We start from the raw sequence: 16,766 nt of genomic DNA, 5'->3' as shown, positions 1-16,766 counted from the left end.
GCGTGACAGTGACCGTGAAGGTCGCCCATGTCCGGCTCTGCCACAGCCGCATGATGTTCGTCAGGGCCTATCCGCGGGAGACGCAGGAGATGGTGTTCGACGCGCACGACCGGGCCTTTGCCTTCTTCGGTGGCGCCTGCACGCGCGGCATCTACGACAACATGAAGACGGCGGTGGAAACGATCTTTGTTGGCAAGGACCGGCAATACAATCGCCGCTTCATGCAGATGTGCAGCCACTATCTGGTGCAGCCGGTCGCCTGCACGCCGGCGTCGGGCTGGGAGAAAGGTCAGGTCGAGAACCAGGTCGGGCTGGTGCGCGAGCGCTTCTTCACGCCCAGGCTGCGCTTCAAGACCTATGAGGAGCTGAACGCCTGGCTGCAGGACAAGTGCGTCGCCTACGCCAAGGCGCACCGTCACATCGAACAACCGGAACGAACGATCTGGAACGTGTTCGAGGAGGAGCGCGGCAAGCTGGTCGAATACCGCGGCCCCTTCGACGGATTCCATACGGTGCCGGCCTCGGTGTCGAAGACCTGCACGGTTCGCTTCGACAACAACAAATACTCGGTGCTCTCGACCGCTGTCGGCCGCCCGGTCGAGGTCCAGGCCTATGCCGGCAAGATTGTCATCCGCCAGGACGGCGTGGTCGTCGCCGAACATGCCCGCTCCTTCGGGCGCGGCGAGACGATCTATGATCCTTGGCATTACATGCCGGTCCTTGCCCGCAAGCCCGGTGCACTGCGCAACGGTGCGCCCTTCCAGGGCTGGGTTCTGCCCTCGGCGATGGAGCGTATCCGACGCAAATTGAAGGTGGCGCATGACGGCGATCGGCAGATGGTGTCGATCCTGGCCACGGTGTTGACCGACGGCATTGATGCCGTGGAAGCCGCCTGCCAGGAGGCGCTCGATCAGAACGTCTGCTCCTGCGCCGTCATCATCAACATTCTGGCGCGGCGGCGCGACCCAGCGCCGGCCGTCACCATCCTCACCCCGGACGCGCTTCGCCTGCAGCATGAGCCGCAGGCCGACTGCGCCCGCTACGACAGCCTCAGGAGGGCAAGCTGATGGACGTACGCAGGTTCTGGAACTAATGGGGACGCTGAAGCTCTACGGGATGCGGGGCGCCTATGACGAGGTCATGGCGACAGGCATCAAGCGCCAGCACGAGCCGCCGAGGATCGTCGGCGATCTGCTGTCGGCCGAGATCGCCGAGAAGCAAGCCCGCTCCATCAAATACCAGCTCACCGTCGCCAAGCTGCCGATCGCCAAGGACATCGATGAGTTCGACTTCGACGGCACGCCGGTCAATGAGGTGCTGGTCCGGGACCTTGCCAACGGCACCTTCGTCGCCGACCAGCGCAACGCCGTGCTCATCGGCGGCACCGGAACCGGCAAGTCGCATCTGGCAATCGCTATTGCCCGCGCCCTGATCCGCAACGGTTCACGTGGCCGCTTCTTCAACGTCGTCGATCTCGTCAACCGGCTCGAGACCGAGCACCGCGGCGGCAAGCAGGGCCGTATCGCCGATTACCTCACCCGGCTCGACTTCGTCGTGCTCGATGAACTCGGCTATCTTCCGTTCGCGCAAGCCGGCGGGCAATTGCTCTTCCACCTGATCAGCAGGCTCTATGAACGGACCTCGATCATCGTCACCACCAACCTGGCGTTCGGCGAATGGCCCGCCGTCTTCGGCGACGCCAAGATGACGACAGCGCTGCTCGACCGTCTCACCCATCATTGCGAGATCATCGAGACCGGAAACGAATCCTGGCGCTTCAAGAAGCGCGCCTGATCACCTGCCAAGCGCCATCCGCGCTCGCCCGGGCTGCGCAACCCTGACCAGCTCCGCCCGGGCGAACGCTGAACGCCGCGCATTACATAAAGGGGTCAAAATTGGACGCCGATCGAGGGTCAGTTTTGGAAGCCGTTTGACACATGAAGCCCAAACGCGTCGGTTGTGGGCTGTTGTCGCTGTGCCCATCGCGTGTTTTCCGGAGTTGCTGAAACCCAGGATGTGGCCTTTTGATATCAAACCCACCAGTCAGGCGTGTGGGAGTCTGCTTCCCGAAATCAGGTCGAACTGCAAGGCACCCGCATAAGTATGCTTTCGCAATATGTCACGCTCATGTAACGTTAACGGCAATAGGCCAATTTTAGATCCGCTCATTTTAATTTATGCGATAGTTGAAGACGAATGGAGTCGAATCATGGAAATCGGTATCGGTGGCTCCGGAAAAATCGGCTGTGAGCAACTTGACTCTACAATTCACCTTATCGCCCAACCTTTGACCACCGAGTTTTATCGATGCTTCAAGCTTTGTCCATTCAATCAGGAATTCTCTCTTGGTTAGAAGCGTTCTTCCAAAAAGAAATGAGAATTCCTCTAGCAGGCCGTTGAAGAAGTCAGGCTCTTTCGCAAACGAAGCCGGAATCGTCGGCGTTGTGGATGTAGAAGTGGCCGACGAGGCGACCTGCAGTGCCAAAGACAACCCAGCCGCGGCCACAGGCTGGGTCGTTCTCATCATGCCCCTCCCACGAGAATTCCGCGCAGGCTGAACCATCGCGGGTGCCATAGCGGACATCGAGGAAGCCCTTGAGTGCGCCGAAGGCGATCTCGCCATCCGCCGAGCCTTTGAATGTCAGATGGGCTTCCTCGACGAGATCGAGGAAGTCGTTATCCCAAACATCCATCTCGATGATGCGCCAGCGGCCGGCGAAGGCCTTGGCGAAGCCGGGAACCTTGGCCATCAGCCGGTCTCCGCCATGAGCTTTGGCAGTCGCACCAGATTGTAGGCAGCGGCTGCGAAGGTGAAGGCCCATCCGACACGGTCGCGGCCGCGGAACCTGGTCTTGTGCTGGCCGGCCACGACCTTGATCCAACCGAACGCCTCTTCGATGCGCTTCCTGATGCGCTGGCTGACGGCATAGCCGCCATGTCGCGTCGTGCGCCCGTCGATCGCGGAACTGCGGCCGCTCGTGTTCTGCGCTACATGCGGCGTCACCCTCATCGAGCGTAGCTCATTGACGAAGTCTTCCGCGTCGTAGGCCTTGTCGGCGCCGAGCGTGATCGCCTGTGGCCGCTCCGCTCGAGGTTCGATCATGTGCAGTGCGGCCACCCGCTCAGCATGTTCGTCGGCCAGTGTCAGGCAGGCGTCGACCAGCAGGCCGTGGCGGTTCTCCATCAAGCCATGTCCCATAAAGCACAGCTTGGCCTCCTTGCCTTTGCCCTTGCGATAGAGCCGGGCATCCGGATCGGTGGTCGAGGCATGTGTGTCGTTAGAACGCTTGTGGCCATGGAAGTCAGCTTCCGCGTTTCGCCCGCCCCCTTCAGCCGGTGGCTCGCCATGACCCCCGCTTGGGCCGTCCTTCGGTTTGACGCTCTTCATCGACGCCCACGCCTCGATCAATGTGCCATCGACCGAGAAGTGGTCCGTAGACAGAAGCTTCGTCACCTTGGGCTGCGCCAGCACCGCAGCAAGGAACTTCGTCGCGATGTCGCCCTCCAGCAGCCGGTCGCGATTTTTGGAGAACACCGAATGGTCCCAGGCCGCGTCATCGACGCCGATGCCGACGAACCAGCGGAACAGAAGGTCGTATTCCAGCCGCTCCATCAACAGCCGCTCCGAGCGGATCGAGTAGAACGCCTGTAGCAGCATCGCTCGCAGAAGCTTTTCTGGCGGGATCGAAGGTCGCCCAATCGGCGAATACAGCGCCGCCAAGTCCCGCTCCAACGCCGCCAGCGCGTCGTTCACAATCGCCCGAATGCGGCGCAACGGATGATCGCGCCGCACCCGAGCCTCGAGATCAACATAACTGAACAGTTCGCCAGACCGTTCGTCTCCACCGCGCATGCCTCGTTCTCCGAATCTCTCCGGAGACACTGAATCACGCTCACAGCCCCGCTGCGAGCCACTTTTTCAACAGCCTGCTAGATATTGCGCGATCCCATCTCTCACAGTCACAGCCAACCAGATAATTTCTGGAGGCGATGCAGCCGGCCAAACCGATAGTGTGAGTTATGCTGAAGTGGAAGCAAGCGTCGAGTGAGTCAAAGTTTTCCCGAATCTGGATCGCAAGCAATACGCATCGCGCTGACATCGTGGCCGAGGGCTCTTCCGGCACGATGTAGAGCGGCTCTTCCCGCAATAAACTCTGCTCGTGAAAGGGGGCTTCGAAGCCTCGAAAGGCGATCTTTATCATCTTCTCCAAGGAAACTTCGACAGGGAGGGTCTTCGGTCGAAGACCACTCCTCGAACGCAATGACCACGGCGCCCAACCGCAGAACGGCCGGGAGCCGCAAGCTTAGCGATGGAAGAGGCTGTATCCCAGTAGACAAGTTCCCCTCAATGACGTTCAGAGCTTTGTCGTTAAACGTTAAACAATTATCGGCCCTGGAAAACGGAGCTGAAAAAGCCGTCGCGGATGTAGTCATCCGGACGACCATCGACCTTGCGATACAGGCGATATGCCTGGCCCATCCTTGATGATCGGCGCGTTTGAGCGCGCGTTGGAGGAGCAGTGGGCGAACGCCCAGCCTTTAACGTTGGTGGGCCGATCGGACGCGCGCTGCACCGGGGGTGCAAGAAAGCTCGATCTCTGCATATACCGGCTCTCTGTACCATCGAGGATGGCCTTGAACAATTCGAATCCGTGATCAGAACCGGCTTTATGGCGGCATCGAAGTCGATGCGGAGCAGCGTTCCTGTGATGGCGATTTGTCTGAGGTCATTGTCGTTTCAATCGGAGAAATTCTATCCCTTAACCAGACTGCCTCGGTATTCGTCGTGAGAATTCGGAGAGCATATCCTTGGTGCCATGAAATAGATATCCGCGAAAAATTCGGGGGTTGAGAACGTCTCCACGCCCGAAACGGGCTGCTATCTGCTGTTTACCTCCGGTACGACGGGAACGCCCAAGGGTGTGCTCATGTCAAACCGTGGGCTTGCCAACTTGGTTCAATGGGACCTCCTCTTCAGGAGATGTGAACCTGGCAGGGTCCATTTACAATTCGCCTCCTTTCATTTCGACATCGCGTTTCACGAACTGTTTTCTGCGATCAGTTCGGGAGGAACAGCAGTTCTGGCAACACAGGAGCAACGACAGGATGCGGGGCTGCTCCTGGAGCTCTTATCGTCATCCCGGATCGAGAAGTCATATCTGCCTTACAGTGCTCAATCAGTTGGCATTGGCAGCGCCTGCATTCTCCGAACCGCTTTACCTCACAGACGTCACCACAGCTGGCGAGCCCGTTAAGATCACGGGGGCTATCAGGTCATTCTTCCGTCGCATCGGCGCCGTGCTCTACAACAAGTATGGCTCCACAGAGGCGCAGGAGGTGACGTCTCTGGAGCTCGCCGGAGATCCCGAACAATGGCCGGACCTCCCATCGGCTGGCGTCCCTATCGCGGGAATGGAGGTGGGCATCCTCACTTCGAAGAGAGTATCATCGGACCCGGGCTTTGAGGGACGCATTGTCGTCAAAGGGTGCCAGGTCGCGATGGGGTATATGCAGCCCGACGCCGACGATCTGGTGCCCCTGCCTTCAGCCTCGACAGGTGTGTCAGATGAGTACCTCACTGATGATATCCGGCGCCATCCTCCCTGACGGCAGCATTGCAATCACGGGGCGGACGGACCGTCAGGTGAAGATCCGCGGCAAGCGGGTCGATGTCGCAGCCGTGGAAACGACGATCGAGCGTTCTCGATACGTCAACCAGGCTGCCGTTGTAGTAGCTGAGGTCAGTGGACGAGCTGAACTCGTGGTCTTCGTAACCGCGGCAGAAGACCTGATGAGTGATGTACTCGAGGAGGACGTCAGAACCCTGATCAATGACGCGTTAGATGCTACGGCCGTTCCCTACCGAACATACACACTCTCGGCGTTTCCTGAGACATCGACTGGCAAGGTTGACCGTTGGGCGCTTGAGGCAATGGCAGCCACCGCCCTTGCGCCACTTCCTCGTCTTGTTGGTCAGCCGCAAGATGTTCAGCAGCACGTGTCTGAGATCTGGAATGACGTCCTTCCCGGAGGAAGAGATCGAACCTTCAGGGCGGCCGGCGGCGACTCGCTGAGTGCGATGCAACTGGTGAGACGATTGAAACAGGAGCTGCAGATCGACATTTCTGTGTCCGATATCTCCGATGGGACCACCCTAGAATCGATTCTCAAGGCTTCGGAGCTCGGCAAGAGTGCCAGTCGGCGAGTTTGGCGTCGGCCATCATTCGAACTCCAGAATGGGTTCGTCAACGGCAAGGCTTGCTCCCGCCTTGGCGTCGATCCGTTTGACCACGGCCCGCCGTTCGGCGCGCAGGACGTTCTCCATCTTCATGGCCTCGACGGTGGCGAGCACCTGTCCAGCCTCGACCGACTCTCCCTCGGACACGGCAATCGCGGTCACCACACCAGGCATCGGGCAAAGCAGCAGCTTGGACGTGTCCGGCGGCTGCTTCTTCGGCATCAATCGGGCGAGCTCGGCGATAGGCGGGCTCCGTACATGGGCGACAACATCCATTCCGCGCCAGCGCCGGTAGCCGCTTCCTGACCGCGACGTTTTGATCGAAGTGGTTTCGGCGCCAATTCGAATGCGCGCGATATGCCGTCCCGGTAGCCAGTCGCTTGCAACGCTCAGAACCGAGCCGTCACCGAATGACACCGCGGTTCCGTCTTCCTCATCGCGCACCGCGATTGCAAAGGCATGGCTGCCAAGCGTGACGATCCAATCGCGTGAGACCTTGCGACGATGATTGTCCATCGCCCCGGAGATCAGGACATTGCGGTGCTGGAGTTTCCAGTTGATATGTGCCGCAATCGCCGCAAGCTTGCGCTCATCGGCATCGGTTGGGATCACACCGGCGAAGCCGTCCGGAAACTCCTCGGCGATAAAGGCCGTGCTTAGCCGCCCCTCGCGAAACCGGGGATGGTCCATGACCGCGGCGAGAAACGGCAGGTTATTGCCGATGCCTTCCAATTCGAAATCGTCCAGCGCCGCGGCCATGGAGTTGATTGCGCCCAGCCGGTCAGGTGCCCAGGCGCAGAGCTTGGCGATCATGGGATCATAGTGCATCGAGATTTCCGTGCCCTCGACCACACCAGTATCGTTGCGGATGAGAGAGCCGTCCGCACATGCACCCTCAGCGGGCGGCCGGTAGCGTGTCAGACGACCGATCGAGGGCAGGAAATTGCGATACGGGTCTTCGGCGTAGAGGCGGCTTTCGACTGCCCAGCCGTTCAGCCTCACATCCTTTTGGCCAAAGCGCAGCTTTTCGCCGGCGGCGATGCGGATCATTTCCTCGACCAGATCGATGCCGGTTACCAGCTCGGTGACCGGATGCTCGACCTGAAGCCGGGTGTTCATCTCGAGGAAGTAGAAGCTGCGGTCGCGATCGACAATGAACTCAACCGTGCCTGCCGAGTGGTAGCCAACCGCCTTGGCAAGAGCGACGGCCTGCTTCCCCATCGCATGTCGAGTCGCTTCGTCGATGAACGGGGAGGGGGCCTCCTCGATGATCTTCTGGTTGCGGCGCTGGATCGAGCATTCGCGCTCGCCGAGATAGACGATATTGCCGTACTGATCGCCGAGCACTTGGATTTCGATGTGACGCGGCTCGGTGACGAATTTCTCGATGAAGATACGGTCGTCGCCAAAGGCGTTCTTCGCCTCGTTTCGCGAGGAGTGAAATCCTTCGCGCGCCTCGACCTCGTTCCAGGCAATGCGCATGCCCTTGCCGCCACTACCAGCGGATGCCTTGATCATGACAGGGAAGCCGATCTCTGCGGCGATGCGTACCGCTTCCTCAGCATCCTCGATCAGAGCCATGTGGCCGGGCACAGTCGAGACACCGGCGGATGCCGCGATCTTTTTCGAGGTGATCTTGTCGCCCATCGCCTCGATTGCGACGGGCGAAGGCCCGATGAAGGCGATGCCCTTGGCCCTGAGCGCCTCGGCGAAATTCGAATTCTCAGACAGGAAACCGTAGCCCGGATGAACCGCATCAGCGCCCGTGGCGGAGACGGCATCGAGGATGTTTGCAATGCGAAGATCGGGCTGCGCTGAGGCGGCGGGACCGATCTGGACCGCTTCATCCGCTTGCCGGACATGCAAGGCGTCGGGGTCAGCGTCGGAATAGACGGCGACGGTGGCTATACCAAGCCTCTGCGCCGTTTTGATCACCCGGCACGCGATCTCGCCACGATTGGCAATCAGGATCTTCTTGAACATTTTTTGCGCACTCAAAGCGGGATGGTGTCGTGCTTCTTCCAGCGCGTCTCGACGCTCTTGCCGCGCAGAGAGGCAAAGGCACGCGCGATCCGCTTGCGTGAGGAATGTGGCATGATCACCTCGTCGATGAAGCCGCGCTCGGCGGCAATGAAGGGGTTGGCGAAGCGCTGCTCGTATTCCTTGGTACGAGCCGCCAGCCTCTCGGGATCGCCGAGTTCAGACCGATAGAGGATCTCGGCAGCGCCCTTTGCGCCCATCACCGCGATTTCGGCGGTCGGCCAGGCGTAGTTGATGTCTGCGCCAATATGTTTGGAAGCCATCACGTCGTAGGCGCCGCCATAGGCCTTGCGCGTGATCAACGTGACCAACGGTCCGGTCGCCTGGGAATAGGCAAACAGCAGCTTGGCGCCGTGCTTGATGACGCCACCATATTCCTGGGCGGTGCCCGGCAGGAAACCTGGTACGTCGACGAGCGTCAGAATCGGGATGTCGAAGGCGTTGCAGAAGCGAACGAAACGTGCCGCCTTGCGGGAGGAATCAATGTCGAGGCATCCGGCCAGCACTATGGGCTGGTTGGCCACTACTCCCACCGTCCTGCCCTCGATGCGAACAAATCCGGTGATGATGTTGCGGGCGAAGGCGGCCTGAAGCTCGAAGAAGTCGCCTTCATCGGCGATGGCGAGGATCAGTTCCTTCATGTCGTAGGGCTTGTTGGCGCTCTCTGGTGCCAGAGTGTCGAGGCGCAGCTCGATCCGCTCCGGATCGTCATAAAACGGCCGCGCGGGCGGCTTTTCCCGATTGTTCAGCGGCAGGAAATCAAAGAGGCGCCGAACCTCTTCCAAAGCCTCGATGTCGTTTTCGAAAGCCCCGTCCGCAACAGAGGACTTTTGCGTGTGTGTTGCCGCGCCGCCTAGTTCCTCGGCAGTCACGATCTCGTTTGTGACGGTCTTGACGACATCGGGACCTGTCACAAACATGTAGGAGGAATCTCGAACCATGAAGATGAAATCGGTCATCGCCGGCGAATAGACTGCGCCGCCGGCGCAGGGCCCCATGATCACCGAAATCTGCGGAATGACGCCAGAAGCATCAACATTGCGCTTGAAGACGTCGGCGTAGCCGGCAAGCGAGGCGACGCCCTCTTGGATGGGCGCGCCGCCAGAATCGTTGAGGCCGATGACCGGAGCTCCGTTGCGGACCGCCATGTCCATGATCTTGCAGATCTTCTGAGCGTGTGTCTCCGACAGCGATCCGCCAAGGACCGTGAAGTCCTGAGAGAAGACGTAAACGAGCCGGCCGTTGATCGTACCCCAACCTGTGACCACGCCATCCCCGGCCACCTTCTGGGCATCCATGCCGAAGTCTGTCGCACGATGCGTGACATACATGTCGTATTCTTCGAAGGAGCCTTCGTCGAGAAGCACCACGAGGCGCTCTCGGGCGGTCAGCTTGCCTTTCACGTGCTGAGCATCGACACGCTTCTGCCCCCCGCCTATGCGAGCCTGCGCACGACGGACCTCGAGTTGTTCAAGAACAGCTCGCATCAGCGGCCAGCCTTTGCTTCAAGGTTCAAAGCCGTCGGCAACTGCGTCGCGGCGAGCCGGCTTTGCCTCGAACTCGGGTTTGCTTCGCTGCACAATCGCATGGGCGCCTCCACTGGAATTACGCTAGGCATTAGTTCGTCGGAAATGAATGGAGAAGGATTGACCGGGTGCGATTGCGAAATGTATAACTGCAAACAGCAACATGCGAATTTGCATATGGCAAACGGTAAGCTTTTCATTGGGCGGCGCGTGCGCGAACTGCGGGAGGCCAGCAAGGCCACCCAGGCGGTATTTGGCGAGCGACTGGGGATCTCGACCAGCTATCTGAACCAGATAGACACAACCAACGACCGGTGTCAGCAGCAGTGCTTCTTGCGCTGGCCGAAAAATTCCATGTGGATATCGCTTCGATCGGCGGCAGTGAGGCCGACCGGCTGCTCTCGGCACTGAGCGAGGCACTTGCTGATCCCGTATTCGGCGGTGTTTCAGCCGCATTTCAGGAGCTCAAGCTTGTTGCCCAAAACGCTCCGTCTCTCGCCCACGCGCTTATAACATGCCACCAGGCCTATCGGAGAAACAGCGAGCAGCTTGCCAGCTTCGACGACCAGTTGATCCGAACCAATGCTTTTGCCGAGTCAACACCCTACGAGGAAGTGCGGGACTTCTTTCACTTTGTTGACAACTACATCGATGAGCTCGACCAAGCGGCCGAGCATCTGGCAAAGACCTTGGACGTACCGGACCGAGATGTCGGGGCCGCGTTGTCAGATCACCTTGACCAGCATCATCACGTTCGTCTTGCGCGTGCTGGCAATGGCGAACGGGTGATAAGGCGGTTTGACGGTTCCGCGCGCGTGCTGTACTTGAACTCTTATTCGCCTGCTTCAACGCGCAGTTTCCAGATGGCATTCCAGATAGGGGCCATGGAGCACCGGGCGGAGATCGATGCGTTCATCGAGCGAGCGCGCTTCCGGACATCCGAAGCGGCGAAGATATGCAGGATCGGCCTCCAGAACTATTTTGCCGGCGCGCTTATGTTACCATACCGCCCCTTCCTGGCCGCGGCAAAAGAACTTCGCCACGACCTCCACCTGCTCGCAATGCGGTTCGGCGCCAGCCTTGAGCAGGTGGCGCATCGCCTTTCGACGTTGCAAAGGCCTCGGATGAAGGGCGTTCCGGTCTTCTTCGCGCGCATCGACCGAGCTGGCAACATCACCAAGCGCCACAGCGCCGCGAAGTTGCAGTTTGCCCGCTACGGTGCAGCTTGTCCGTTGTGGAACGCCCATCAGGCGTTCGAAACCCCAGGTCGAATAATTTGCCAGTTGGCCGAGACGCCAGATGGGGTGCGCTACCTCAGTATCGCAACAGAGATCACCAAGGCGGACGGCGGATTTGGCTCTCCACATCGACGCTATGCGATCGCGCTCGGATGCGAGATCTCCGATGCTGGCGATTTCGTCTACGCAGACCGGCTGGATTTTGCCAACAGCTCAGCGTTCGAGCCCATTGGCGTTTCGTGCCGTATTTGCGAGCGGATAAACTGCGTTCAACGCGCCATTCCACCCCTTAAGAGCACGATTGCGATCGACCACGACCGGCGCGGCGAGTTGCCGTACACTCTCTCCTAATTGTCATCGACCCGAAACGAGGCTTGTGGCTCGACAAGACGATTGACAAATCAACAGGGCATGCGCGCCCGTATGCATGAAGTATGCAAGCACAGTTTTGCGGCAGGCGTCTTGGTGGGCTAGACCAACACGACAAGCATTACCTGCGTTGCGGCAAGGACACGGACCTCATCCTGGTCAGCGTATTCAATCCATCTCTCAAGGGCACAGAGCGGCATGACCTGAAGAACGGAGGGTTCTCGTACTGATCTAGCGATGCTCTGGCAGAACGACCCGGGGCTGACGACCTGCCGGGAGTTCCTTGGCGAGCGGATCCCCATGCGTCAGGACTGTGGACGGGCTTTCTTAGGATCATAGTGCGACAGCGAGACGATCGTGGCCGGGAGCCGCTTCTGGTGGCTGTCGAGCTTGCCGATCTCGACCTTGGTGCCGACATCGGCATGGGCCACGTCGATGCGCGCCAAAGCGATGTTCTTGCCGAGGATCGGCGAACGCGTTGACGATGTGACCTCGCCGATCTGCGCGCGCCCGAGATGGATGCAGTCGCCATGGCCGACCGCGACGGCCCCTTCGATGTCCAGCCCGACCATCTTGCGCGACGGATGCTCCTTGCGCCTGATCAGCGCGCCCCGCCCGATGAAGTCGTCGCTCTTGGACTTGAGCGGCACGGTGAAGCCGATGCCCGCCTCGAACGGGTCGGTCTGATCAGAGAAGTCATAGCCGGCGAAGATCAATCCCGCCTCGATCCGAACCATATCGAGAGCGGCCAGGCCCATCGGCGTCAATCCGTGCGCCGGCCCCCTCGGCCCAGATCGCATCGAAGACCTCGCCCGCGTGCTTGGGGTGACACCAGACCTCGTAGCCCAGCCCCGTGTAGCCGGTACGCGACAGTAGGCCCTGGTCATCCCCGATGCGGCCAACGGTGAAACGGAACCAGCCGAGTTCGGCGATCGATGGCTGATGCGGCGGCGTCCAGATTACCTTCTTCAGCAGCTCGCGGCTCTCCGGCCCCTGCACGGCAATGTTGTGCAATTGGTCGGTTGAACTGCGGACCAGGACGTTGAGACCGAGCTTCTCCGCTTGTTCGCGCAGCCATACGCCTGAATACTCGTCGCCGCCGACCCACCGGAAATTGTCCTGGCCGAGCCGGAACAACGTGCCGTCGTCAATCATGCCGCCATGCTCGTAGCACATTGCCGCCCGTAATCGGGGCGAGCGCCTTGCCGAGCAGCAAAACTGTGCGTCGACCGCGGGTCAACTGGCGATCGCCGGCGACTCGGCGGCAAAATCTGCTCCTGTGAAGCAACGCAGGAGGCGAACGATGGAATTCTTTTGTGGGCTGGACGTGGCGATGGACGAGACGGCGGTGTGCGTGGTCGATGATCATGGCACGGTGCATCTTGAGACGACAGCCGTGACTGATCCCGACGCGCTGTTTGCGACGTTGAAGCCGTTTCTGCCGCGCCTGCGGCGTGTGGGCCACGAGGCTGGCGCGTTGTCGCCCTGGCTGCATCCCGAACTCAAGAAACTTGGCCTGCCGGCCGTCTGTCTGGAGACGCAGCACGTGCGCGCCGCGATGTCGGCGCAGCGCAACAAGACCGACAAGGCCGATGCGCTCGGCATCGCCCATATCATACGCACCGGCTGGTTCCGACAGGCTCATATCAAGTCGGAAAGCTGCTACCGGACGAAGCTTCTGCTGACACACCGGCGCAATCTGAAGGCCAAGTTCCTCGACCTGGAGAATGCCATTCGACACTCGCTGAAGTCGTTCGGCATCCGCTTGAGCAAGGTCGGACGCGGAGCATTCGAGCAGGCGGTGCGCCAAGCTGTGGTGGACGATCCGCTGTCGGCCGAACTGATGGACGCCATGCTGTCGGCGCGCGCAGCGCTGTGGAGGCAATAGCCGGCTGCACGATCTCGTCGTCAAAATGGTGGCCCGCAGCGAACTGTGCCGACGCTTCATGGCAATCCCCGGCGTCGGCCCCGTCACAGCACTTTCGTTCATGACGGCCATCGATGATCCGTCGCGCTTCCGCCGCTCACGCGACGTCGCGGCCTACTTCGGGCTGACCTCGCGGCGCTGGCAGTCAGGTACCTCGATCGACGTTCAGGGTCGCATATCAAAGGCCGGCGATGCTGATGTGCGACGCTCGCTTTACGAGGCAGCGTCGGGGCTGATGACGCGCTTCAAGGGCAAGGACAAGGGCAAGAGCTGGGGCCAGGCGATCGCCAAACGCTCCTGCCACCGCAAGGCCTGTGTCGCCGTGGCGCGCAAGCTGGCGGTGATCATGCACGCCATGTGGAGCGACGGAACGTTCTATGTCGGCGATGCCGCAGCGAACCGAAGCGATGCAGCCCGGCGCGCTCATATCAAGGATCGCAAGCTGCTGGGAGCGCATCGATGACCGGTGCAACGGAAGTTGAAGCGCATGGCGCCGGCACGTTGATGGGCGCCATCTGACACAAGGGATCCGCTCCGGCGGATGAGGACCGATGCAGACCAGGAACGACGGAACGCACGTTACCTTGCCTGCGGCCGCGCCGATCGCGAGACGGCCGGACCGCGCCGGATTGCCTGTGACGATGCTCCGTCAGTCCGATGGAAAAGTGCGCCACGACGGTTCGATCGCTGCAAATAAGCAGCGCAACTACCCCGTCGCAGAGCGCGGAAGACTGCACGGCGCATCGGAACTCGACGCCAGAACGCGAGATCGTGGTCTAGAGCATAGAATAGTGTATTATCGCACTCTTGAAGAGGAACGACCATGGAAAACAAGATCACAAAGTACGACCGATTAAGACGGCAGTATTAACGATCTGGCCGACCGCCAACTTCTTCACGTCCCGCGTCGGCGTATACTGAAGCAGCGCTTCCGAATCGGGTCCCGTCACCTCGAACTTGCGCAGGGCCGAAAGGTCCATCAGCACCGACTTCTGCCGGCAAGCCCAGTATTCCTCGATCAGCCCGGCTTCTGCGTAGCTATTAGCCAGCCAGTAGCCCCGATACTCCACGAAGTTGCGGGTCAGCTTAGAAAGGCGCTCGTGAAACCCAGTTTGCTTGGTCATCTTTGGCTCCGAATCGGGAGTGGGGCGGATCGCCACGGCGCGTTGGAATTTCTCGGCCCCTGAGTAGGTGCGTACATGGATGTCGGTCGGTTTCCAGCCACTGGCCGCCGTCGTGTCGTCAGGGCAGGCGGAGCTGACGCAGACGAGGTCGGACCGTAAGCTCGACATTGGTCTTCGGCGGCGTTGTCGGGTCGAACAAGCGAAGCCCGCCCGCCGCGGCGAGGTCGATACGACGGATCTCTAGTGCCTTGCGCAGCCGCTGCAGGCTGCCGTCCTGACCGGTTAGCAGCGCCTTCAAACCCGCAGCATCCGAGTTCGGACGATGCCCGACGACGCCAGCGTCAATGCTGCCCGACGCGTCGGCCACGACGACCTCGCAGATTTGGGCGCCTTCATCATTCGTTACGGTGATGCTGTCGCCTACCGCAATGTCGATCAACATCGCTCGAGCGCCGGGAATCGCTCAGTCAGTACTTGGGAAAACGCCGATTTTACGCTCCACCACGCTTCCTGAGCGCTTTGCAAAAGCAGCAGTGGCGTCGGCGACTTCTACCGCAACGCTCTCGCCGAAACGGTCAACGGTCTTTACACGGCCGAGGTGATCATCGACGGGGACCATGGTGCTCGTTCGAGGCCGTCGAGTTCGCGACGCTGGAATGGGTCGACTGGTTCAACAATCGCCGGCTGCTGGAGCCCATCGGCGTCCTGCGGCAGCCGCGAAATGCCATGGCGCTGAAGGCAGCGATGCAACGACGAGCGCGTCAGATGCGGGATCGAGGGCTGTAGGGCATAGAGGCAATCATCCAGCGCCAGCAACGTGTGCTTGCGAAAGGCGACGATCACCGCTTCCTCTTCGAGCGACAGCACTGTCGATCTTGGTTTCTTCGGGCCGGTGGGAAGATCGGCGGTCGAGGTCCGGTTCCTCCACTTTCTAACGGTCTTCTGATCGATGCCGTAGCGCTTGGCCAGCGCTCTCAGGCTCTCTTGACTATGCTGTATCGCTCGACGGACTGCCTCTGTCGTCGTGGCGCGGCGGTGTAGAACCTGTCCCATAGCGCATCCTTTGATTCGGACGGCAATGATGCGCCATTAAAGTCCGGGATCAAACAGCTAGCCTCTGGACCGTGGTTGCATCGACGGGTGAAATCGTCCGTTCGGCCCTTGAGGAAGGCTCCAACAACTGGGCGTCGACGGCGCGCTCGATGCCATGCAGCCACTTCGGCGCCATTGACGTGCATTCTTATAGATCTCGTCGATCATAAAGCGATCGAGGAGACCCTGCTGGATCATAGCTTTTGCCCCTCGCCAACCTGCCATGGGAGCGTGGGGGACCGGGGTAACATCACGTTTTCGTGAGGAGAAGGTTCCCTCACGATGGGAGCACGTTCTGACACCGTGACGGCAACGCTGCGACGGCAGCATCTAGCGCAACTAGAGCAACGTAAATTTCCGGCTCCCGGCGACCAGCTCATTTTTCCGCAGTAAGATCGGCTGCCATCTTCATTAAAGTAGCGAAAAATTCGGAGTCGGAGGCGCTCTTGTTCTCGAGCACGCTAAAGTAAACAACGACGGTGCCGATGTCAGGGTTGGCCACCAAATACTGCCCGGCATAGCCACTGTGTCCGATACACCTGCCGTCGGCGTACATCTGGCGGCTATAGCGCATCCATTCACGCGGCTTCGGCATGGAAGGGCCGGGATTGCGGCGGGTCTCTTCGATGAAGGCGGCATCGCCGACGCGGCGGCCGTCGATACCCTCGCCCTTGCGCGCAAAGAGCAGTCCATAGCGAGCGAGATCGCGGGCGGTGAGACAGGCGCCGCCGGAGAGCCCCGGCACAAGGCGCGCAACCGATGCGATCTTCCGCGCCCATTACTCCAGCGACCGGACCAGACCCTTCTTCCATTCGAGTTCCTACACAGCGAATCCGATCGCTTGCGCAGCAGCACTCGCCGATGTCGGCATCTGGAACGATGAGTCAGTGGCCGGATCGAATAGCATCCCCTGTCGAGGATGCAGGCTGAGAAGGTTGCGCGTTTCAGCGAGGATCTGCGTTTCGAGAATGTACGCACGACCAGCACCATCGCTGCGCTCGACCTCAGCATCGGCAATACAGGCTATCTCGCCGAGGTCTGTCCGAGGTGGCGCCCGCGCATCGCGGCCGACCCGCGCCGCGCCTGACCCTGCTCGCGCGGCTCCGCCCACCACCGCGCATGCCCTCATCTCGTCGCCAGAAGACACCAATCTGCAAACTGAATTGGACGCCCGCGGCCACGGGCTGCTTAATGACGATCGAGGACATGGCA

General features: G+C 60.4%; 11 protein-coding genes and 10 pseudogenes. 11 read left to right on the top strand and 10 right to left on the bottom strand.

The window, feature by feature from the left end; translation table 11 throughout:
* The 3 genes and pseudogenes from istA to NKI41_RS31815 all read left to right on the top strand — a co-directional run.
* Positions 1 to 1,133: pseudogene (gene istA / locus NKI41_RS31825) on the top strand (IS21 family transposase); the annotation flags it as partial.
* A complete protein-coding gene (gene istB / locus NKI41_RS31820; protein WP_352686897.1) occupies positions 1,093 to 1,794 on the top strand; it encodes an IS21-like element helper ATPase IstB in 702 nt (233 codons plus the stop codon). The pseudogene istA and the gene istB, both read left to right, overlap by 41 nt.
* A 415-nt stretch (positions 1,795 to 2,209) precedes the next feature.
* Positions 2,210 to 2,353 (top strand): hypothetical protein, encoded by a 144-nt coding sequence (locus tag NKI41_RS31815; protein ID WP_352686895.1) that lies wholly within the window; start codon positions 2,210 to 2,212, stop codon positions 2,351 to 2,353.
* Between the two features lie 52 nt (positions 2,354 to 2,405).
* Here the strand turns inward: NKI41_RS31815 and NKI41_RS31810 are convergent, their stop codons facing one another.
* Genes NKI41_RS31810 through NKI41_RS31800 form a run of 3 tightly spaced genes read right to left on the bottom strand, consistent with a single transcriptional unit; the run spans position 2,406 to position 4,202 of the window.
* A complete protein-coding gene (locus tag NKI41_RS31810; protein ID WP_352466622.1) occupies positions 2,406 to 2,750 on the bottom strand; it encodes a hypothetical protein in 345 nt (114 codons plus the stop codon).
* Entirely contained in the window at positions 2,750 to 3,853 is a 1,104-nt protein-coding gene (locus NKI41_RS31805) for an IS5 family transposase (RefSeq protein ID WP_352686892.1), read from the bottom strand. The genes NKI41_RS31810 and NKI41_RS31805 overlap by 1 nt, the downstream gene beginning before the upstream one ends.
* A gap of 40 nt (positions 3,854 to 3,893) precedes the next feature.
* Positions 3,894 to 4,202 carry a 4'-phosphopantetheinyl transferase family protein gene (locus tag NKI41_RS31800; RefSeq protein WP_352686889.1) on the bottom strand — a complete coding sequence of 103 codons (309 nt, stop codon included), beginning with the start codon at positions 4,200 to 4,202 and terminating at the stop codon, positions 3,894 to 3,896.
* A gap of 624 nt (positions 4,203 to 4,826) precedes the next feature.
* Between NKI41_RS31800 and NKI41_RS31795 the strand changes: the two genes are divergently transcribed.
* The 3 genes and pseudogenes from NKI41_RS31795 to NKI41_RS31785 all read left to right on the top strand — a co-directional run.
* A complete protein-coding gene (locus tag NKI41_RS31795; RefSeq protein WP_352686900.1) occupies positions 4,827 to 5,255 on the top strand; it encodes an AMP-binding protein in 429 nt (142 codons plus the stop codon).
* On the top strand, positions 5,188 to 5,607 hold the full coding sequence (locus NKI41_RS31790) for an AMP-binding protein (RefSeq protein WP_352686886.1): 420 nt from the start codon (positions 5,188 to 5,190) through the stop codon (positions 5,605 to 5,607). The genes NKI41_RS31795 and NKI41_RS31790 overlap by 68 nt, the downstream gene beginning before the upstream one ends.
* Positions 5,567 to 6,157: pseudogene (locus tag NKI41_RS31785) on the top strand (phosphopantetheine-binding protein); the annotation flags it as partial. The gene NKI41_RS31790 and the pseudogene NKI41_RS31785, both read left to right, overlap by 41 nt.
* A 63-nt stretch (positions 6,158 to 6,220) precedes the next feature.
* Here the strand turns inward: NKI41_RS31785 and NKI41_RS31780 are convergent.
* Positions 6,221 to 8,221, bottom strand: coding sequence for an acetyl-CoA carboxylase biotin carboxylase subunit (locus NKI41_RS31780; RefSeq protein ID WP_352686884.1), 2,001 nt, complete (start codon positions 8,219 to 8,221; stop codon positions 6,221 to 6,223).
* A gap of 11 nt (positions 8,222 to 8,232) precedes the next feature.
* On the bottom strand, positions 8,233 to 9,765 hold the full coding sequence (locus tag NKI41_RS31775; RefSeq protein WP_352686881.1) for an acyl-CoA carboxylase subunit beta: 1,533 nt from the start codon (positions 9,763 to 9,765) through the stop codon (positions 8,233 to 8,235).
* 216 nt (positions 9,766 to 9,981) lie between these two features.
* Here NKI41_RS31775 and NKI41_RS31770 point away from each other — a divergent pair.
* Positions 9,982 to 11,393, top strand: a pseudogene (locus tag NKI41_RS31770) (helix-turn-helix domain-containing protein).
* Positions 11,394 to 11,512: 119 nt separating this feature from the next.
* A pseudogene (locus NKI41_RS31765) lies at positions 11,513 to 11,641 on the top strand (ectoine synthase); the annotation flags it as partial.
* 75 nt (positions 11,642 to 11,716) lie between these two features.
* Here the strand turns inward: NKI41_RS31765 and NKI41_RS31760 are convergent.
* A pseudogene (locus NKI41_RS31760) lies at positions 11,717 to 12,590 on the bottom strand (aminomethyl transferase family protein); the annotation flags it as partial.
* A 124-nt stretch (positions 12,591 to 12,714) separates the two neighbouring features.
* Here NKI41_RS31760 and NKI41_RS31755 point away from each other — a divergent pair.
* Positions 12,715 to 13,801 (top strand): annotated as a pseudogene (locus NKI41_RS31755) (IS110 family RNA-guided transposase).
* 394 nt (positions 13,802 to 14,195) lie between these two features.
* Here the strand turns inward: NKI41_RS31755 and NKI41_RS33425 are convergent.
* Together NKI41_RS33425 and NKI41_RS31745 are read right to left on the bottom strand one after the other, a co-directional pair.
* Positions 14,196 to 14,615 (bottom strand): annotated as a pseudogene (locus NKI41_RS33425) (aminomethyltransferase); the annotation flags it as partial.
* Positions 14,581 to 14,904, bottom strand: coding sequence for a hypothetical protein (locus tag NKI41_RS31745; protein ID WP_352686875.1), 324 nt, complete (start codon positions 14,902 to 14,904; stop codon positions 14,581 to 14,583). The pseudogene NKI41_RS33425 and the gene NKI41_RS31745, both read right to left, overlap by 35 nt.
* Before the next feature lie 84 nt (positions 14,905 to 14,988).
* On the opposite strand from NKI41_RS31745, the pseudogene NKI41_RS31740 reads away from it, so the two are divergent.
* A pseudogene (locus tag NKI41_RS31740) lies at positions 14,989 to 15,248 on the top strand (hypothetical protein); the annotation flags it as partial.
* Here NKI41_RS31740 and NKI41_RS31735 read toward each other — a convergent pair.
* Positions 15,168 to 15,515 (bottom strand): annotated as a pseudogene (locus NKI41_RS31735) (transposase family protein); the annotation flags it as partial. The pseudogenes NKI41_RS31740 and NKI41_RS31735 overlap by 81 nt on opposite strands.
* Positions 15,516 to 15,930: 415 nt before the next feature.
* Positions 15,931 to 16,299 (bottom strand): serine hydrolase, encoded by a 369-nt coding sequence (locus NKI41_RS31730; protein WP_352686872.1) that lies wholly within the window; start codon positions 16,297 to 16,299, stop codon positions 15,931 to 15,933.
* Between the two features lie 19 nt (positions 16,300 to 16,318).
* Here NKI41_RS31730 and NKI41_RS33420 point away from each other — a divergent pair.
* Positions 16,319 to 16,608 (top strand): annotated as a pseudogene (locus NKI41_RS33420) (adenosylmethionine--8-amino-7-oxononanoate transaminase); the annotation flags it as partial.
* Positions 16,609 to 16,766 lie beyond the last annotated feature (158 nt).

The sequence above is a fragment of the Mesorhizobium sp. M0601 genome, from assembly GCF_040320845.1.
In the GTDB taxonomy this organism is placed as follows: Bacteria; Pseudomonadota; Alphaproteobacteria; order Rhizobiales; family Rhizobiaceae; genus Mesorhizobium.
Note: the sequence above shows the minus strand (reverse complement) of the source record. Positions and strands in the feature narration are given on the sequence as shown.

What these genes read in the sequence shown, in the direction of transcription:
- istB (WP_352686897.1), top strand. Translation starts at nt 1,093, where the DNA reads ATGGGGACGCTGAAGCTCTACGGGATGCGGGGCGCCTATGACGAGGTC.
- NKI41_RS31815 (WP_352686895.1), top strand. Translation starts at nt 2,210, where the DNA reads ATGGAAATCGGTATCGGTGGCTCCGGAAAAATCGGCTGTGAGCAACTT.
- NKI41_RS31810 (WP_352466622.1), bottom strand. Translation starts at nt 2,750, where the DNA reads ATGGCCAAGGTTCCCGGCTTCGCCAAGGCCTTCGCCGGCCGCTGGCGC.
- NKI41_RS31805 (WP_352686892.1), bottom strand. Translation starts at nt 3,853, where the DNA reads ATGCGCGGTGGAGACGAACGGTCTGGCGAACTGTTCAGTTATGTTGAT.
- NKI41_RS31800 (WP_352686889.1), bottom strand. Translation starts at nt 4,202, where the DNA reads ATGATAAAGATCGCCTTTCGAGGCTTCGAAGCCCCCTTTCACGAGCAG.
- NKI41_RS31780 (WP_352686884.1), bottom strand. Translation starts at nt 8,221, where the DNA reads ATGTTCAAGAAGATCCTGATTGCCAATCGTGGCGAGATCGCGTGCCGG.
- NKI41_RS31775 (WP_352686881.1), bottom strand. Translation starts at nt 9,765, where the DNA reads ATGCGAGCTGTTCTTGAACAACTCGAGGTCCGTCGTGCGCAGGCTCGC.
- NKI41_RS31745 (WP_352686875.1), bottom strand. Translation starts at nt 14,904, where the DNA reads ATGTTGATCGACATTGCGGTAGGCGACAGCATCACCGTAACGAATGAT.